This window comes from Bacillus sp. JCM 19034 (assembly GCF_001310635.1).
Classification (GTDB): Bacteria; Bacillota; Bacilli; order Bacillales; family Bacillaceae_D; genus Halalkalibacter.
Genome location: NZ_BAXR01000006.1, coordinates 114,558 through 132,464, shown reverse-complemented (window position 1 = coordinate 132,464; position 17,907 = coordinate 114,558). Strand labels below are relative to the sequence as shown.

The following is a 17,907-nucleotide window of genomic DNA, read 5'->3' as shown; positions in this document are numbered from 1 at the left end:
CTTTATCTTATCGGATTAACCTCGTTCATACCATGTCCTACTAAATTCTTTACATCTTCTTTACATAATCATTGTCGTTTTAATTCTTCTAATCGATGAAAGACTTTATAATACTGTTTTTCGTATCCATTTTGATTCGGGATGTAATATTGCTTATCCTTTAATAGATCAGGAAGATATTGCTGTTTCACCCATGAATTCGGATAACTGTGCGGATATTTATAGCCTTCCCCATGTCCCAATGTTTTTGCCCCAGCGTAATGGGCATCTTTTAAATGTGGAGGAATATCTCCAATTTGACCTTTTCGAACATCCTCGATTGCGTAATCTAGTGCTTTATAGGCACTATTAGATTTTGGCGACAAGCATTGCTGTACAACGACATTAGCAAGAGGAATACGTGCCTCAGGTAAACCTAATCGCTCAACTGCTTCAACCGCTGCTACTGTATGTGTTGCTACCTCAGGTGCTGCTAATGAAATATCTTCATACGCAATAACGAGCAGCCTTCGACATATCGAAGTTAAGTCACCACCTTCAATTAAACGGGCAACATAATGTAGAGCAGCTTGAACATCACTACCGCGAATAGATTTTTGTAGACAGGATAATAAAGAATAGTAAATATCTCCATCTTTATCGTGAGAAAAACCTTTATTTTCAACACATTCCATAACAACTTCTTCAGACACCTTAATAACCTTTTCATCTCGATTTCTTGATGCTGCAACCGCTTCTTCTAATACATTTAACGCTGAACGAGCATCACCATTAGTAGAACGAGCAATTAATTGAACCGCTTCGGCAGACATCTTGACTTCCTCTCTTCCAAGCCCTCGTTCTTTATCGTGTAATGCTAGCTGTATAAGTTCTTCAATATCATCATATGTTAGTGTCTTTATTTCTTTAATTTGCCCACACCGACTTCGAATCGCAGGATTTACATCATGAAACGGGTTTTCAGTCGTAGCACCTATTAATGTGATCAATCCTCTTTCAACATGTGGTAAAAGATAATCCTGCTGAGCTTTGTTAAACCGGTGAACTTCATCAATAAATAAAATTAAATTACCTTCTTCTCGAGCTTGTTCAACCGCTTCTTCAATATATTTCTTCCCAGCAGTTGTCGCATTAATCGTTTTAAAAGGCTTTTGAACCGTACCAGCGATTGCATTTGCTATTGATGTTTTTCCGGTACCAGGTGGCCCATAAAGTAATATAGATGGGACATGCCCATTTAAAATCATTTTATATAAAGCAGTATTTTTCCCAACAACGTGCTTTTGCCCGACAACTTCGTCAATCGTTCTCGGTCGCATTCGATAAGAAAGTGGTGAAGGTATCAATGAATCAAATAACATCCGAAACTCTCCTTTACGGACAAATTCATACAATAATATAGTATACACACTTCGTTACCTATTGTCTCTTTAAGTAATCACTAGATTATTTAATGTGCAAAGACTTATTATGATGATAACTTCATCCACATAACAGCAACATCCAATTTTATTTTTCAAAGATTCTTACTAGATGCATCCCCTTCCCTCCCTGCATTCAACTTAACATTATCAACAGTCTATAATTATAAATTTCAAAAAATATTCTATCACCCTTGTATAAAATCTAAATAAACGGAGATAATTTGTAGCAAATAAGGAAATTAAAGGAGATGACTTATATGAAAGTTAGACAAGATGCTTGGTCACATGAGGATGATGTTTTACTAGCTGAAACCGTGCTCAAGCATATTAAAGAAGGGAGCACACAATTACGTGCATTTGATGAGGTTGGTGATCAATTAAATCGAACATCTGCTGCTTGTGGATTTCGTTGGAATGCAGTTGTTCGTAACCATTATGTTAACCAAATTGCTGATGCAAAGAAGGAACGTAAAGAACGGAAACGTGCAGCGTCTTTTTCATACTATCCTCCTGTCCGTCAGCTGTGGACTCCTCTACCTGATACAACGTTTAATGAAGGGGAATTATCACTAGAAGCTGTTATTACCTTCTTACAGAAGCTTGCGCAATCACACCAACAAACAAGTGTACTAGAAAAAGATAAAGAGCGATTAGAAGCTGAAAACAGAGAGCTTCAGCAACGAAATCAACAGCTAGAAAAAGACCTAAAGAAAATCAAACAAGATAATAGTATCATTGAAGAGGATTACCAATCTCTTATTCAAATCATGAATCGTGCTAGGCGGATGGCCATTTTAGAAGATGAGGAGTCCATGTCAAATGCTTCATTCAAGATGGATAAAAATGGAAATTTAGAAAAACTCGCTAAATAATTTTCTTAAGAATATGTCCTAAAAGGTTACATTTATCCTTTTAGGACAACTTTATATCTATTCCATTGAATACGTACTTCTCTTACGCTTCCAAAGAATCCAGCCTAATAGAAACCCAAATGGAAAAGAAATAAGAAAACGCGAAATCATAGCTACTATACTTTCAATTAGTGGAAAAGCATTAATATCCATACCGAATTGAAAGAAATCCAAGACAAAATTCACTAATGAAAACAATGCACCCCAAATGCAGCCAATCTTCAACATGTATAACCACTTTTTCATTGCACTCAATCCTTTATTATCATTATCATAACTTACTATGACAATACCATATTTACACAATAATGCGAATAAAAACTGTGTTTACAACTACTCCTTACTAATTACCCCCCATTTCTTCACATAACGCTCAACTTCTGATACCTCCATAGGTTTACTATAGAAGTAACCTTGTACTTCATCACACTCTAATTCTCGCAATAGTTCAAGCTGTGTCTTATTCTCGACTCCTTCTGCAATAACTTTCATTCCTAATTGATGACTCAGTTCAATTATCATTTTAACAAGCTCCCGATCTTTTTTATGATCGATCATATCTCTTACGAAACAGCGATCGATTTTAATCATATCAAGCGGGAAATTATTTAAATATTGTAGTGATGAATAATACGTTCCAAAGTCATCGATCACGATTTGAACACCAAACGCTTTCAGCTCATGAAGAATATTAATGGTTGTTTCTACATTTTGCATCATCACTGACTCGTTCACTTCAATAATTAATAAATTTGATTCAATGTTTGATTCATAAACGACTTCTTTTACAATTGAAGCAATATCCCCTTGCTGGAGCTGTACCGCTGATAAATTGACCGAAACAGGAAGCGTTTTCATTCCTTCTTTTTGCCAAATTTCTATCTGCCGACATGTTTGTCGTAACACCCAATGTCCAATTTCAACAATCGTTCCCACTTCTTCCGCTAGCGGGATAAAATCTAGTGGTGAAATAAAACCATAGACTGGATGCTTCCATCGAAGTAGAGTTTCAACACTGGAAATTTTCCCTGTATTTAAATCAATTAAAGGATGATAATACATTTGAAACTCTTCATTCATAAGTGCTTTTGATAACTCAGCCATTAACATATAATTTTTGTTAATTTCTCGTTCCATTTCTTCTTTATAAAAAGAATATTGGTTTCCACCGTTCTCCTGTACTTGAACCATAGCGATTTCAGCAAGAGATAGTAATGTTTGAGAATCCTCCCATCAAAGGATACATACTAATTCCAACACTTGGAGTTAGTAAACAGTTTTCACCGTTAATTAGTATTGGATTTGACAAGTAAGAAATCACTTTTTCTAATAGGTCTAACAATTTAGTCCGCTCGGTATATTGGTAAAAACAAATAAACTTATTATTGCTCATTCTAGAGACGGTACCCCGTTCTGCAAACAGTTCTATTAACTTATTAGCTATTTCCTTCAACAAAAAATCCTCAATGTCAGTAAAATGTTTCATTCGATCCAAGTGAATCATTAAAACGGCAACTGATTCATGATAATGCTTTGAAAACACAATGACCTGATTTAACCGATCCTGAAATAGCTTGAAATTCGGTAACCCTGTTAACATATCATAATAAATCAAAGTATCAATCATTTCTTCCTTGTGTTTTCGTTCTGAGATATCTTTGCAATAAATAGATATCAATTCATGTGAAGGATGGATGGTCCATTCAAAATATTTATGTATTGGCTCACAGAAACTCTCGAAACAAATGGACATTTTCTTCATAACTGCTTGTTGCAGCTGATGATGAAGTTTTCTGCCAAAAACGTTCGGTAATACATCCCAAACCTTTCTACCTAATACTGTTGACCGTTCAATCTGTAAGCTTTTTGTCAATGCTTTATTCAAATAAATGATTGTGCTGTTATGATCAATTACCAAAAAACCGTCATGCATGTCTTCTAATATTGAGATGATCGGTTGTCCTGCTGCTTCAAACTTTTTTTCTAATTCCCTATAGTCCGCTTGCATGTATCTCACAACCTTTTTGATAGATAAGAAACATCCATGATTTCAGCCACAGAACGTAGGAATAAAAAGAATTGAATTCGTTTTTATACCTACTTTATTGTTATCATGGGTCTCCTTATTTTTCCAACCACCTATTTCCAATCTAGCTCTAATTATTGTTTTAACAAGAGCTAGCTTAAGTATTATAAATTTAAACCATATGACATAAGAAATAAGTACTATACCAATAAGGTATATGATTGTTCATCAAAATGCAACCTAACCTTAATTTTGCACAAAAAAAGGGCAAATTTAATCAATTTTTACTAAAAAAAGAGTTCAAAAGATAAATATCTTCTGAACTACTTAATAATCTACTATTCAAAACGTACTACTTATGCAGTAGTATCCTGAATGGCCACATAAATGTCGACAATTGCATCATTTGGATTAGCTGCTCTCTCATCGTAACGTTCAAAATCGCCTGTATATGTTCGCACTTCTGTAGATGTTTCAAAATAGGCCCAAATATCTTGCCAAAGTTTTGGCACAATTTCAGATATCGGCCCTCTTTGTGAGGTGAAAACCAAATACGTAGATGCAGGAATTTTTTTTACGACTATTCTTTCTTCCTGACTAACATTTGATTCCAATTGATGACCTATTAAGAATAAATATTGTCCATTGACATCTGTTTTGTAATCTGTGTACACAGCAAGTACTGTGTTCTCTTTTTTATTCGTAATTTGCTCAGATATTTGTTCACTATAAAAACGGCTCCATAATTGTGGGATGATTGCTTCATCGGTCATTTCTTTTTCATTCTTTGTAGTTGTTCCAAATCCTGCAAAGTAAAATGCGTCCATTGCTATTCTCTTCAATTTTTCCACCTCCTAATTTCCATATATTTTTATTTTCGTTAAGTTATTACTCCAAAAGAATGAATAATCCTCTTTTTTCGACGATGTTTTTCTTGAAATTTCTTATGAAATCATATTTTAAGACGATTCTTTTTTCAAGTCCTTGATATCATAGTCTCCAAACAAAAAACCTAACAAGATGAAGGAAACAATCATCTAGTTAGGTTTCAATTTGTATTTCTACTATAAAACTTCTGCTTCTTCTAATTGAGCTAGTCTCATCTTCACTTCATTATTTGTTAATTTATGTTCTATCACATAACGGTTACGTTCGTGAACTCTACATTCGTGTGTACAACCACGTAAATATTTGTGCTCGTTTTCTTCTGAGCATAATATTTGTTTATTACATTCGGGATTTCCACAGTTCACATAACGCTCACATGGCTCCCCTGTAAAGTGATCTTTTCCAACTACAACGTGTTCGGTTTTGTTAATTGGGACACTAATTCGTTCATCAAACACATAACATTGTCCATCCCATAGCTTCCCTTTTACTTCAGGATCTTTCCCATAAGTGACAATCCCTCCGTGTAATTGAGAAACATCTTCAAAACCTTCTTTTACTAACCATCCTGAAAATTTCTCACATCTAATCCCACCCGTACAGTATGTTAAAACCTTTTTCCCTGTAAATTGGTCACGGTTTTCTTCGATCCATTCTGGAAGGTCACGGAAGTTTCGGATATCTGGTTTAATTGCTCCTCGGAAATGGCCTATTTCATATTCGTAATCATTTCTTGCATCAATCACGATCGTATTAGGATGTTGCATCGCTTCATAAAATTCCGATGGACTTAAATAGTTACCTGTCTTTTTTAAAGGGTTAATATCATCCTCTAATCTCAGAGAAACAATTTCATCACGGTGTCGTACATGCATCTTTTTAAATGCATGTGAATCGGCTTCATCTATTTTAAATACGATATCTGCAAAACGTGAATCTGCCTTCATAGCTTTCATATACTCTTCCGTCTGTTCAATTGTTCCTGAAACAGTTCCATTAATTCCTTCTGCAGCAACGATAATTCTCCCTTTTAAGCCTAACTGTTTACAAAATTCTAAATGACGAGCAGTAAACTCTTCTGGATCTGTAATAGGGACATACATATAATATAGTAATACTCTATATGAATTGTTCATTTTTCTCACCTACTAATTTAAATTAATGTTAAACACAGCAACAGGAGAAAATACGAAAAAATAGTTGTAGCAACAACTATTAACCATTCTCCTAGCTATCGTCTCAATAGAAATTATTACACTAAAAAGTATAAAAAATACTTACCTATTAAACCATAAAATGATTACAATTGCAATCTAGCATTGCTTGTTATGAATAAATGACCAGCTCTGATTCAATGTGATTTCTAATTTTATCTAAACATTCCTCTGTTGTCTTAGCAAAAATTCGTTTACCGTTTACGATCGCATACGGTCTTTTCGCACACATACCACAGAAAGAAAGGCAACTATTTTCAATTACAGACACTTCAGGGAACTCAGCTTCGAGGATAGACTCTACATCTATTTCATTAATTAAACTACCATCACATATTTCAACAACTATTATTCCCATCACTTTATCACCCTTCCTATCTTGTATGATTTAATATCACGTTATATGATTACTTTTTATACTAAATTGTTTAATAACCATCATTAGATTCTACCCCTTTTAGGCTAAAAAATCAATACTAGCCGTTCTCGTTCTTTATCCTTTTATTTTTTTATACTTTCTTGTATAATTAACTATTAATTAAAATCCAAGATGTAGAATCGAGGAAGTGCAATGAATACAACAAAACAATCCACTAAGGAGAAGATACTTGAAGCTTTGAAGATAGATGTTTCTTTAACGGTTAGTGATTTAACTGATCGATTAAATATAACCCACATGGCAGTTAGAAAACATTTGAGTGCTCTCGAAAAAGATCAATTCATTCAATCGAAGGAAGTAAAACAACCAATGGGAAGACCTATTCAGGTTTACTCCCTCTCATCAAAAGGAGAACGGCTTTTCCCAAAAAATTACGAGGGAATGAGTGTTGAGTTCCTGCGAGACATTCAGGAGATTCATGGTCAAGAGACGATTGAACAGTTATTTAAAAAAAGAGAGCAAAGACTCACCACGGAATATAAAGCACGAGTACAACAAAAACCACAAGATGAAAAGCTATATGAACTCGCAAATATTCAAAATGAAAAAGGCTATATGGCGAATATTAATAAAATCGATGACCATACATTTGAGTTAGTCGAATACAACTGTCCGATTATTTCAATTGCCAAAGAATTTAAAACAGCTTGTCGCTGTGAAACAGCTATGTTTAAAAAGGTGATCGGTACAGACAACATTAACCGAATTTGTTGTAAAACAGATGGCGACGACCATTGCAAGTTTCTTTTTAAATTGGAAAATAAGAAGTCTGCCTCTAAAACTTAAAACGCGAAAACACGGTGTCTGCGATTGCTAGACACCGTGTTTATTTTAGGGACATTTTTGCCACTTCAACCTTTCTGCTTTTCCTCTTCTATTAAGACTCTACGCAACGTCTTTCCTACTAACGTCTTTGGTAAACTATCTCTAAATTCGTAAATTCTCGGTACTTTATAAGAGGCTAGCCGTTCTCGACAATAAGCATCAATTGTCTCCTCACTTAATTGTGCTCCCTCTTTCACGACTATAAATGCTTTAACCGTCTCACCACGATATTCATCAGGAATACCTACAACAACTGCGTCTACAATGGTTGGATGACCAAAGAGAACCTCTTCAATATCTCGTGGATAAATGTTGAAGCCACTAGCAATAATTAAGTCTTTTTTACGGTCTATAATAGAAAAGAATCCTTCTTGGTCCATTTTAGCCATATCGCCTGTATAAAACCAACCATCACGTAACGTTTTAGTCGTTTCACCTTGCTGTTTCCAATACCCTTTCATGACTTGTGGCCCTTTTATAATGAGTTCGCCAATTTGACCACTCTCCATCTCTTCTCCTGTTTCGGAATCAACTACTTTTGCTTCAGTGTCAGGAAAAGGGATTCCAATCGACCCAAGCTTTCGTTTCTCCCAAATGTTATTAGCATGTGTGACAGGAGACGTTTCTGTTAAACCATAACCTTCAATCAATTTGCCGCCTGTCAGTTTTTCAAACGTTTCCTGTACGTCTCCTGGTAGAGGGGCAGCTCCACTTATACAAATATTAACAGATGATAAGTCATACTTCTGAACGTCAGGATGATTAATTAATGAAATATACATTGTTGGTGCTCCCGGGAAAATTGTTGCTTTTCTCTTTTGAATCATTTTTAACGCTAGGTCAATATCAAATTTAGGTAGCAAGATAAGCTCCCCGGCCATACACATTGATAAATTCATTAATACAGTCATGCCAAATACATGAAAAAAAGGAAGTGCTGCCAAAAACCTTTCCTTACCTTCTTCTCCTCGATAACACCAATATTTCGTTTGCAGTGTATTAGCAACTAAGTTGTAATGAGTAAGCATGACCCCTTTTGACACACCTGTCGTTCCACCAGTATATTGCAACAAAGCCAAATCTGTTGTTGGGTCAAGTTCAACTGTGCTTGGCATACTAGATGTTGTTTTTAGTAGCTTAGTAAATGAATAAATAGAATCACTATATGAAACATCCATAGATAATCCATCTTTTTTTACTTTTAGTGGATAAAGAAGATTTTTGGGGAAAGGTAAGTAATCTTTTATAGATGTGAAAATTTGATAGTCAACATTTGTTTTGGGAACGACCCGTTGAATACGGTTGTATAATAAATCGAGGGCTATTATTAGTTTTGTATCAGAATCATTGAGCTGGTATTCAAGCTCTCGCTCAACATAAGTCGGATTTGTTTGTACAACAATTGCACCGATCATTAAAGACGCATAATAGGAAATGATCGCTTGAGGACAATTCGGTAACATGATCGCTACACGATCACCCTTATGAATACCAATATTTTTTAAAGCGTTTGCAAACGTATATGTTTTTGTTAATAATTCATCATAAGTCATTGACGTTCCTAAAAAATATAGTGCCTTCTTTTTCGGATATTTAATGGCTGTGTCGATCATAAAATGAGCGAGATTTTGCTTCGGGTATTCATAGGACAAAGACACTTCTTGCGGATATGAGTTTAGCCATACCTTTTCGGTCATCCTTTACACCCCTTCATTTGTTAATCTAGTTGTAGAGGGATGCCATTTTGCCTACCAACACCCCTCATCATTTTCATCAAACAACAAACCTCTCAGCAGATACGACCTTTTCTGCAATTTGACGCTTTAATAGTAGCGTATTAATAGGCGAACGACGCGAAAGCTTCTTCAATAAAGATAGTTGCGTTCGTAAAACATCCCCTTCCTCCATAGCTACAAGCATTTCCTTCGCCAGTGCTTCAACAGTTGAAAATGCTTCATGAACAGCAACCTGCGTCATAATGATTGAATGGTTGGCTTTTTCCTCTCCTTTTTCTGCAACTATTTTCATAGTTCTTGCATATGCACTTTCACTTCCGTAAATAACAATCATCATATCAGCTAAATGACTTAGCAATTCTTGTTGCTCTTCAAGCTGTAATTGATATTTTTGTACCGCAACTCCACCAACCATTAAAAAGATTTTCTTCGCTACCTCAAGTAAATGCTTCTCCTCAGCTAGGAGACCTTCAAACGATCGAACAGGCACATAGGTAAGCAATTCCTTTTGCAGTTGCTGTACCTTCTGAATAAGCGGGAGCTCGCCTTTCATTGCCCGCTTTAGTAATGTCCCCGGTATAAGCAAGCGATTAATTTCATTTGTTCCTTCGAAAATTCTATTAATACGAGAATCGCGGTAAATCCGTTCAACCTTATATTCTTGCACAAAGCCATAACCGCCATGAATCTGGACAGCTTCATCAGCTATTTGATCCAACGTTTCAGACCCTAACACTTTATTAATTGAACATTCAATTGCATACTCTGCTATCGCCTTGGCTGAAGCAGCACCGGAATCTTGAAGTGATTCTATTTGGCTTAGTCGCTCTTCCATTAAGCCGGCAGTACGATAAACAACACTGTCTAAAACGTAAGCTTTAACATTCATTTCTGCTAGCTTTTGTTGAATAAGAGGAAAGGATGAGATCGCTTTACCAAATTGTTTACGTTCATTTGCATACTGAGCACTAAGCTCAATCGCTTCCTTCGCTGCACCAAGGCAGCCCGCTGCAAGCTTAAAACGTCCAATATTTAAAATGTTAAATGCGATCAAATGTCCTTTCCCAACATCCCACAATACATTTTCAACTGGAACACGAACATCCTCTAAAATGAGTGGACATGTTGATGAGCCTTTAATACCCATTTTCTTCTCTTCAGGTCCAACACTGACCCCTTCCATTGAACGTTCCACTATAAATGTACTAAACTCTGTCCCGTCTACTTTTGCATAAACGATAAATAGATCAGCAAATGCCGCATTCGTAATATATTGCTTACTTCCATTTAACACATAATAGTCCCCGTCCTCCGATAAAGTAGCTATCGTCTTTGCACCAAGTGCATCAGACCCAGAAGAAGGCTCTGTTAAACAATAGGCGGCAATTTTTTCACCTGTTACTAGGTCAGGAAGATACTTCTCCTTTTGAGCCTCTGTTCCAAAATATACGATTGGGAGTGAGCCAATGCCAACATGAGCCCTAATGATAAAGCAAACGAAGACCCTTTTGCTAGCCGTTCACTAATTAAGGTTGAACTTATTTTATCAATATCTAAGCCTCCATACTCTTCTGGCACTTCAGCCCTAGTAAGCCAATTTCTCCTGCCTTTTTCAAGAGCTCGACTGTTAGATCATAATTAAGTGCCTCAATTTCTTCATCACGAGGAATAATCTCACCGTCGATAAAGTCTTTCGTTGTTTCGGCGATCATTCGTTGCTCCGAATTAAAATCCTCTGGTGTTGTGACTGAGCTATAGTTGACCTCTCCTAAAATAAAACTGCCACCTGCAATTTGCTTTGTCATTTTCACTCCTCCTCTCAAACTTCAAGCACAGCAGCTGCTCCCATTCCTCCACCGATACACATTGACACAACACCTGTCTTTCTACCTCGTCGTTTCAATTCATATATAAGCGATGCAGTTAGCTTTGTACCTGTACAACCGAGTGGGTGCCTAGTGCTATCGCTCCACCATTTACATTGACCTTTTCCTCATCAAGCTTTAATTCGCGAATAACGTGAACACATTGAGATGCGAACGCTTCATTAATCTCAAATAAATCAACATCTTCAATGTTTACATTTGCCATTTCCAATGCCTTTGGGATCGCTTTTACCGGTCCAACACCCATAATCTCCGGTTCTACGCCTGCTAAAGCAAAAGAGCGAATTGTTGCCAACGGTTCTAAACCAAAAGCGAAAGCCTTCTCTTTTTCCATCACAACACATGCAGCTGCCCCATCACTCATTTGTGATGTATTTCCTGCTGTGACTGTCCCCCCTTTTTTAAAAACAGGCTTCAATTGACTCAACGCTTCAACCGTTGTCTCTGCTCGCACTCCTTCATCTTTTCTGACAATCAATTTCTCCTCATTTCGAACGACTGTTACAGGAACTATTTCTTCATTAAAACGTTCTTCTACTATTGCTCTTGCTGCTTTTTGGTGGCTTCTAAAAGCAAAATGATCTTGATCTGCTCGACTGACAGCAAAACGATCAGCCACTTCCTCAGCGGTATAGCCCATTCCCATATATAATTGTGGCATTTCATCAACGATCGTCGGGTGAGGAGAAAAATGAAAACCAGTCATTGGTACATGACTCATGCTTTCCATCCCTCCGGCAATAATCACCTCTGCCCCTCCAGATTTAATTCGATCAGCTGCAAAAGCAATCGATTGCAAACCAGATGAACAAAACCGATTAATCGTTAATGCAGGGGTTGACACCGGAAAACCAGCATATAAAGCAATGTTACGAGCCATATTTAACCCTTGCTCCCCTTCGGGCATCGCACAGCCAATGATAATATCATCAACATCATTCATATCAAGACGAGCACGTTCAACGACCTCTTGTAACACGACTTTACCTAAATCTTCAATTCTCGTATCAGCGAATATTCCTTTTTTCGCTTTTCCGACCGGAGTACGTGCAATGGAGACGATCACAGCCTCTCTCATCGTAGTCACCTCTTTTTTAATTACGTAATGGCTTTCCCTTAGTTAACATGTGCTCCATCCTTGCCTGTGTCAACGGCTCCCCACATAAGCTTAAAAAGGCTTCTCGCTCTAAATCGAGCATATATTGTTCCGAAACAACTGAACCAGCTTTTACATCCCCACCTGCTAACACATGAGCAAGCTTTGTCGCAATTAATTGATCATGTTCACTAATGGCACCTGCAAGCTTCATCTGATATGCCCCCAGCTTCATAATTGCTGCCCCTTCTCTTCCAACAACACGAATCTTTTTTTCTTTCATGGGCTTATACCCACTTTCAGCAAGCTTTAAAACGGCTCGCTTCGCTTCATAAATCCGTTGATTTTCAGGAATGACAACATGGTCTCCTTGACGTAAATAACGTAGTCTCTTTGCATCATCAGCACTCGTAGACACCTTTGCCATCCCAATTGTTTCAAACAAATCATTTACGAGTGGTTGCATCGAAAGCTCTTGATGAGGCATTGATTCACTAATTCGTAGTACATATTCCTTACAGCCTCCACCTGCCGGGATTAGACCAACGCCAACTTCCACAAGGCCGAAATACGTTTCAGCATGTGCAACAATTTTGTCAGCAGGCAAGCAAACCTCAACACCGCCACCTAACGTCATTTGATGCGGTGCGGCTACAACTGGCTTCGTGCAACGTTTTAAACGAAGCATTGTCTGCTGAAAAAGCTGAATAATATGGTCAACTTCATCCCATTCTTCGTCCTGTGCCTCCATTAATAGCATCATAAGGTTCGCACCAACGCAAAAATGACGACCTTCATTTGCAATCAGTAACCCAGTAAAATCTCTTTCTACGATATCAACTGACTTTGTAATCATTTGTAATATATCAGGGCCAATTGCATTATTTGGTGAATGGAACTCTAGGCACGCTACACCATCACCAATATCAATTAAACTTGCACCTTGATTCGTACAAATAAGCTGTTTTTCCTTCAATCTCTGCAAGGAAATTGCCTTTTCTGACGTCTCTCTCTTATTCCACTGGCCATCTTCTACATAAAACAATTGATTATTTTCTTTTTTATAAAAAGCTTGATGACCAGCTGCAAGCCAATCCTTTACCCATTGTGGAATCTGCTCTCCTTCTTCCTCCATTCTTAATACCGTCTTCTCTAGGCCTAAAGCATCCCACGTTTCAAATGGGCCAAGCTTCCAGTTAAAACCCCATTTCATCGCTTCATCAATCTCACAAATTGAATCGGCTATCTCACCGACCTTCTCTGCAGAATAAAGCAAAACACGTTTGAGCATACACCAGGCAAATTCAGAATAACGATCTTTAGTACCTAGCAGAGCTTGAAGCTTTCCTTTTGTTCCACTCGCTAGCTTTGCTGCCTCTAATGACGCTCCGTTCACACGTTTTTGTTTTTCGTACGTGAATGAATCCATTTGTAAAGAGCGAATTTCGGTCCCTTTGTCTGTTCGTACCTTTTCATAAAAGCCTTTCTTAGCTTTTTCACCAATCCACCTCTCTCAACCATCTCCTTTAATAGTGGCACTGGGGCAAATACATTTTTCTCTGCTTCATCATCCACTTTTTGATAAACATTGTTTGCAACATGCATAAACGTATCCAACCCAACTAAGTCTAACGTACGGAATGTGGCACTTTTAGGCCTTCCTAATGCCGGTCCAGTAACCGCATCAACTTCTTCAACAGATAATCCAAACCTCTTCATTTCACGAAGGGTGACAAGCAATCCGAATGTTCCAATCCGATTCGCAATAAAATTCGGAGTATCCTTTGCAACGACAACTTCTTTTCCAAGTACATTTTCTGCAAACTGAGTCATTTGCTTAATGATTTCAGGTTTCGTATTCGTATTTGGAATGACCTCCAACAGCTTCATATAACGAGGTGGATTAAAGAAATGTGTTCCAAAAAAGTGCTCTTGAAATGCCAAACTTCTTTCTTTAACCATTTCATTAATTGATACACCTGATGTATTAGAACTAACGAAAGTCCCTTCTACCCAAACCTCCTCTATTTGCTTATACAATTGTTTCTTAATGTCAGCGTTTTCAATAATCGCTTCAATAACCCAATCGACTTCCTTAATCTTCGGCAAATCATCGGCTACATTCCCTGGAGTGATTCGATTCGCAAAACGGTTCTCATAGAATGGTGTTGGATTTGCTTTTTGTAATCGATCGATCGCCTTTATCGCTAAACGGTTCCGTACTTGTTTGCTTTCTAAAGTCCATCCCCTCGCACGTTCCTGCTCCGTTAATTCGGTTGTCGGCACATCTAGCAATATACTTGAAATCCCAACATTAGCTAAATGAGCTGCAATGCTTGCTCCCATTACACCTGATCCAATTATCGCAACCTTCTGAATCGTTCTACTCATTTTACACTCTCCTATCTCCAAAAACGGCTAGTTCAAGAATTTCTGCGATATCACGGGCTTTCACTTGCTCCTCGATCTCTTTATGCTTTGTTCCATCCTCAACCATCGTTAAGCAATAGGGACAAGCACTGCTAATCACAGTTGGATTTACAGCAAGAGCTTGCTCAGTTCGCGCAATATTGACACGTTTTCCAGCTGTCTCTTCCATCCACATCATTCCTCCACCAGCACCACAGCAAAGGGCATTTTCATGATGTCGTTCCATTTCAACGAGCTCGATTCCCGCAATCGACCGAAGGATGTCTCTTGGCTGTTCATAGACGTTGTTATATCTCCCTAAATAACAAGAGTCATGGTACGTAATTCGCTCGTTCACCTCGTAAAACGGCGTAATTCTTCCTTCTTTAACGAGACGATCTAGTAGCTCTGTATGATGGAGCACTTCCACTCCCTCTAATCCAAAATCAGGATATTCATTTTTAATAGTGTGATACGTATGTGGACAAGTTGTCACTATAGTTTTGACATCATATGTTTGAAATGTAGCGATATTTTCCTGACATAACTCCTGAAACAACAGCTCATTCCCCATTCTACGCGGGTATCACCAGAATTTTTTCTTCATTTCCTAAAATAGCGAAATTCACTCTTGCATGATCTAGCAGACGAACAAATGCTTTTGAAACAGCAACTGTTCTCGTATCATAAGAACCCATTGAACCGACAAAGTATAAAACATCAAAATGAGGATTCTCTTTAACTGTAGGAACATGAATTCCTTCCAAATCTTCGAGCCAGTTTTGACGATCACGACGATTTAAGCCCCAAGGGTTGCCTTGTCGTTCGATATTTTGCATCGCTCGTTGACCTTCGTATGGAACCCTTCCCTCCATAAGTAATAAATGACGGCGTAAATCAACAATTTTATCAACATGTTCATTATCAACCGGACATTGATCTTCGCAATTACGACATGTTGTACACGCCCATACTTCTTCCTCTGTGATCACTTCACCTATTAATTGAACAGAACGGGGGTCTTGTTTAGTTGTTTTCCAGCTTTGCTGCTGCTTTTTCATCGTCGACACAATAGACGTTCCAGCTTCTTGCCAATCAACGAAATCATCTCCACTCACTTGTTGAAAGGAATGAGCAGACTGATCTTGAAACAATGCCTCAGGAACCCAGGCCGTCTTTGATGTAACAGCAGCCCCTTTTTCAGTTAAATGGTCACGCATTTTCGTTATAAGATGCATCGGAGAAAGGAGCTTACCCGTGTTTGCAGCAGGACAAACGTCTGTACAGCGTCCACATTCCACACATGCATAAAAATCAAGTAACTGCTTTTGAGTAAAATCCTCTACTCGACCAACACCAAACGATTCCGCTTCTTCATCCTCAAGATCTAATTTTCTTAGTTTTCCAGTTGCTTCTGTTCGTTTAAGGAATATATTAATTGGAGCTGTAAGTAAATGAAAATGCTTCGATTGAGGTACGTAAATAAGAAAGACTAATAATATAAGTAAGTGGAGCCACCAACTACTGTAAAAAAAGACGGAGGCCAAAGTTGGATGTAAGCTTGCAAACGGCCAAGCTAGTGTTGAAGTTATTGGTGCATAAACCGAAAAAGCTAGATCATGCATCACTCGTTCAAATGTTAACGTTAAGTAAACGGAAATCATGAGGCAGACGATAAAATAAATAACGATACTTGGCTTTATACCTCTTTTCAACCTTGGAATTTTTTCACCATAACGACGATAAGCCGCATAGCCAATTGCTAGCAAAACAACTAAAACTGTCATTTCTTGTACGAGTACAAAAACATTGTAACCAGGAATCGGTAGCGAATTTACGCCAAATCCTTTTACAATAATGTCAATTGCCCCTAATTGAAGAATGATAAACCCATAAAAAATGAACAGATGCATCATACCACTTTTTTTGTCCTTCAATAGCTTCGTCTGTCCAAATACTTCACGCAAAATAATCAATAACCGTTTCGATAGCTGCATTTCCATCTCTGTCTTTTTTCCAAGCTTTACATAGAGATAGCGATGATAGACAACCTTCACAAATAGATACACACTGCAAGTGCATACAGTTAAGAAGGCTATCAATTGTAGCCATTGGCCCATTTCAATCCTCCTTTCACCTGTAAACTTTCTGTCTATAAACATATATTGTCAAAATGTGTGAGATATTCTTCCAAATAATCATGGAAATTTAGCATGTTTTCCAATTGACTAATCATAAGTGTATAACACGAGGATTTTGTAAGCACTTACGAAAGGAGAGAGAAAAGATGAATATTTATGTATTAGTGAAGCAAACGTTTGATACAGAGGAGAAAATAATGGTTGAGAACGGTGATATTTCCGAGGAAGACGTACAATTTGTTATTAATCCATATGATGAATATGCTATAGAGGAAGCCATTCGACAACGAGATGAGCATGGTGGAAACATAACGGTACTCTCCGTTGGCCCAAAGAGAACGGTAGAAGCATTGAGGACTGCATTAGCAATGGGAGCTGATGAAGCTGTTCTTTTATTGGATGATGACATTCCTCAAGATGAAAGCTGCATTGCCAATGTGTTAAGCACTTACTTAAGAAATGAAAAAGTTGATCTTCTACTTGCAGGTTACTTCTCAATTGATAACGGCGGTGGCCAAGTGGCCCTTCGTACAGCGAAAAAGTTGCAGCTTCCGCATGTTGGCTCGATTACTTCGCTTTCCATTGAAAACGGTCTAGCCGAAGTTGAGCGGGATGCTGAGGGAGATTTAGAAACAATTCGCGTTATGCTACCAGCACTTTTCACGACCCAGCAAGGATTAAACGAACCTCGCTATCCAAGCTTACCAGGAATTATGAAAGCAAAGCGCAAGCCTTTAAAACAGCTGACGCTTGAAGATATTGGCCTTTCTGCAGAAATGGTGAAGGCTAAAACAAAGAGAGTAAGCGTCTTTTCACCACCAAAAAAACAGCCGGTGAACGATTAACAGGTAGCCCAAAAGAGCAAGCTGCTTCACTCGTGCAGAAATTACAAGAACGAACTCAATTGTAAAG

11 protein-coding genes and 5 pseudogenes are annotated in these 17,907 nt (G+C 37.8%); 3 read left to right on the top strand and 13 right to left on the bottom strand.

Translation table 11 applies throughout. The annotated features are described in order from the left end of the window. Nucleotides 1-68: 68 nt before the first annotated feature. The gene (locus JCM19034_RS11625) at nt 69-1,361 is read right to left on the bottom strand and encodes a replication-associated recombination protein A (RefSeq protein ID WP_062049899.1); all 1,293 of its coding nucleotides are present in this window, start codon (nt 1,359-1,361) and stop codon (nt 69-71) included. A 320-nt stretch (nt 1,362-1,681) separates the two neighbouring features. Between JCM19034_RS11625 and JCM19034_RS11620 the strand changes: the two genes are divergently transcribed. Beyond that, nucleotides 1,682-2,296 carry an RsfA family transcriptional regulator gene (locus tag JCM19034_RS11620; protein ID WP_062049897.1) on the top strand — a complete coding sequence of 205 codons (615 nt, stop codon included), beginning with the start codon at nt 1,682-1,684 and terminating at the stop codon, nt 2,294-2,296. Nucleotides 2,297-2,353: 57 nt separating this feature from the next. Here JCM19034_RS11620 and JCM19034_RS11615 read toward each other — a convergent pair whose 3' ends face one another. The 6 genes from JCM19034_RS11615 to JCM19034_RS11590 all read right to left on the bottom strand — a co-directional run bounded on the left by JCM19034_RS11615 (nt 2,354) and on the right by JCM19034_RS11590 (nt 6,821). Next, entirely contained in the window at nt 2,354-2,581 is a 228-nt protein-coding gene (locus JCM19034_RS11615) for a hypothetical protein (protein WP_156323966.1), read from the bottom strand. Nucleotides 2,582-2,668: 87 nt separating this feature from the next. Continuing rightward, a complete protein-coding gene (locus JCM19034_RS11610) occupies nt 2,669-3,526 on the bottom strand; it encodes a bifunctional diguanylate cyclase/phosphodiesterase (protein ID WP_062049895.1) in 858 nt (285 codons plus the stop codon). 7 nt (nt 3,527-3,533) lie between these two features. After that, on the bottom strand, nt 3,534-4,343 hold the full coding sequence (locus JCM19034_RS11605; RefSeq protein ID WP_062049894.1) for a GGDEF domain-containing protein: 810 nt from the start codon (nt 4,341-4,343) through the stop codon (nt 3,534-3,536). 374 nt (nt 4,344-4,717) lie between these two features. Beyond that, entirely contained in the window at nt 4,718-5,203 is a 486-nt protein-coding gene (locus JCM19034_RS11600; protein ID WP_062049893.1) for a GyrI-like domain-containing protein, read from the bottom strand. Nucleotides 5,204-5,425: 222 nt separating this feature from the next. Continuing rightward, complete coding sequence (locus JCM19034_RS11595; RefSeq protein ID WP_062049892.1) at nt 5,426-6,385, bottom strand: rhodanese-related sulfurtransferase; 960 nt, start codon at nt 6,383-6,385, stop codon at nt 5,426-5,428. A gap of 190 nt (nt 6,386-6,575) precedes the next feature. Beyond that, nucleotides 6,576-6,821 carry a DUF1450 domain-containing protein gene (locus JCM19034_RS11590; RefSeq protein ID WP_062050084.1) on the bottom strand — a complete coding sequence of 82 codons (246 nt, stop codon included), beginning with the start codon at nt 6,819-6,821 and terminating at the stop codon, nt 6,576-6,578. A 213-nt stretch (nt 6,822-7,034) separates the two neighbouring features. Between JCM19034_RS11590 and JCM19034_RS11585 the strand changes: the two genes are divergently transcribed. Further along, nucleotides 7,035-7,688 carry a metalloregulator ArsR/SmtB family transcription factor gene (locus tag JCM19034_RS11585; RefSeq protein WP_062049891.1) on the top strand — a complete coding sequence of 218 codons (654 nt, stop codon included), beginning with the start codon at nt 7,035-7,037 and terminating at the stop codon, nt 7,686-7,688. 65 nt (nt 7,689-7,753) lie between these two features. Here JCM19034_RS11585 and JCM19034_RS11580 read toward each other — a convergent pair whose 3' ends face one another. The 6 genes and pseudogenes from JCM19034_RS11580 to JCM19034_RS11560 form a co-directional block, all read right to left on the bottom strand. Further along, nucleotides 7,754-9,424 (bottom strand): long-chain fatty acid--CoA ligase, encoded by a 1,671-nt coding sequence (locus tag JCM19034_RS11580; protein WP_062049890.1) that lies wholly within the window; start codon nt 9,422-9,424, stop codon nt 7,754-7,756. Between the two features lie 76 nt (nt 9,425-9,500). Continuing rightward, on the bottom strand, nt 9,501-10,610 hold the full coding sequence (locus JCM19034_RS24990) for an acyl-CoA dehydrogenase family protein (protein WP_231686933.1): 1,110 nt from the start codon (nt 10,608-10,610) through the stop codon (nt 9,501-9,503). A gap of 12 nt (nt 10,611-10,622) precedes the next feature. Next, nucleotides 10,623-11,175: pseudogene (locus JCM19034_RS24985) on the bottom strand (acyl-CoA dehydrogenase family protein); the annotation flags it as partial. 107 nt (nt 11,176-11,282) lie between these two features. Further along, nucleotides 11,283-12,427, bottom strand: a pseudogene (locus JCM19034_RS11570) (acetyl-CoA C-acyltransferase). Nucleotides 12,428-12,443: 16 nt separating this feature from the next. After that, a pseudogene (locus JCM19034_RS11565) lies at nt 12,444-14,836 on the bottom strand (3-hydroxyacyl-CoA dehydrogenase/enoyl-CoA hydratase family protein). A 1-nt stretch (nt 14,837) separates the two neighbouring features. Continuing rightward, nucleotides 14,838-16,974, bottom strand: a pseudogene (locus JCM19034_RS11560) ((Fe-S)-binding protein). Between the two features lie 167 nt (nt 16,975-17,141). On the opposite strand from JCM19034_RS11560, the pseudogene JCM19034_RS11555 reads away from it, so the two are divergent. Then, nucleotides 17,142-17,905: pseudogene (locus JCM19034_RS11555) on the top strand (electron transfer flavoprotein subunit beta). The last annotated feature ends 2 nt before the right edge of the window (nt 17,906-17,907 follow it).

Coding starts and splice junctions, on each gene's coding strand:
- JCM19034_RS11610 (WP_062049895.1), bottom strand. CDS start 3,526: ATGGTTCAAGTACAGGAGAACGGTGGAAACCAATATTCTTTTTATAAA.
- JCM19034_RS11625 (WP_062049899.1), bottom strand. CDS start 1,361: ATGTTATTTGATTCATTGATACCTTCACCACTTTCTTATCGAATGCGA.
- JCM19034_RS11590 (WP_062050084.1), bottom strand. CDS start 6,821: ATGGGAATAATAGTTGTTGAAATATGTGATGGTAGTTTAATTAATGAA.
- JCM19034_RS11595 (WP_062049892.1), bottom strand. CDS start 6,385: ATGAACAATTCATATAGAGTATTACTATATTATATGTATGTCCCTATT.
- JCM19034_RS11620 (WP_062049897.1), top strand. CDS start 1,682: ATGAAAGTTAGACAAGATGCTTGGTCACATGAGGATGATGTTTTACTA.
- JCM19034_RS11580 (WP_062049890.1), bottom strand. CDS start 9,424: ATGACCGAAAAGGTATGGCTAAACTCATATCCGCAAGAAGTGTCTTTG.
- JCM19034_RS11585 (WP_062049891.1), top strand. CDS start 7,035: ATGAATACAACAAAACAATCCACTAAGGAGAAGATACTTGAAGCTTTG.
- JCM19034_RS11615 (WP_156323966.1), bottom strand. CDS start 2,581: ATGAAAAAGTGGTTATACATGTTGAAGATTGGCTGCATTTGGGGTGCA.
- JCM19034_RS24990 (WP_231686933.1), bottom strand. CDS start 10,610: ATGGGTATTAAAGGCTCATCAACATGTCCACTCATTTTAGAGGATGTT.
- JCM19034_RS11605 (WP_062049894.1), bottom strand. CDS start 4,343: ATGCAAGCGGACTATAGGGAATTAGAAAAAAAGTTTGAAGCAGCAGGA.